This window comes from Ensifer sp. NM-2 (genome assembly GCF_003024455.1).
GTDB lineage: Bacteria > Pseudomonadota > Alphaproteobacteria > Rhizobiales > Rhizobiaceae > Ensifer > Ensifer canadensis.
Map to the genome: position 1 here is coordinate 1 of NZ_PVZR01000082.1, position 731 is coordinate 731.

Sequence of the window (731 nt, forward strand, 5' to 3'; positions counted from 1 at the left end):
CCCCGGATAGCGGCCCTGCGGGTAGTCGCCGAGGGCGTAGAGGCCGGCCAGGGTGGGCTCCCGGGCGGCGGTGAGGACGTTGGTCTGGCGGAGGATCTCCTGGTGCGTGCGGTCACGGAGGCGGCGGTCCCGCTCGCGCACGGCCGCCACGTAGTCGGTCACGAGCTCGGGGACCAGGTCCTCCTCGCTCATCCCGGTGACGGGCTTGACGTCGTAGTCCACGCGCTCTTCGGCGTGGAGCTGGGCGACCTCCATCATGCGCAGCTCGTGCGCGTGCATCACGTAGTCGCCGTCGGACTGGCGGAGATAGGCCTGCCCTCGCACCGTTGCGGGCCGGTCCGTGAGGCGCAGGGGCACCACGTGGGCGACGAGCACGTCCTTCCCGTCCAGGCGGAAGACCTGGGGCAGGAGGGTCGGACTGGGCGTGACGGCCTCGCGCGCCTGGGCCACGAGCCCCGCCTCCAGCACGGCGACGTCGGGCACGCCCACCACGCGGAACTCGCCGTGCGCCTCGTCGACGCCGCAGATGACGGTTCCACCGTCGGGCATGTTGGCGAAGGCGCAGAGCGTCTCCGGCATGGAAGGGACGCCGCCCGTGGCCCGCTTGACCTCGACCGAGGTGGTGTCGCCACGACGCGCGCGGAGGGCGTCGAGGGTGGCCGTCAGATCATCAGAAAACCAGTTCACAGTGACAATTGTAAGTCATGGTGTCAGTGTCATGGCGGGCGCTT

The 731-nt window shown here is 70.6% G+C and carries 1 protein-coding gene; it reads right to left on the reverse strand.

The genetic code is table 11. The features are described from left to right. On the reverse strand, window positions 1-687 hold a 687-nt coding region (locus C6558_RS38855), incomplete at its 3' end, for a helix-turn-helix domain-containing protein (RefSeq protein ID WP_199197130.1). Window positions 688-731: the final 44 nt, after the last annotated feature.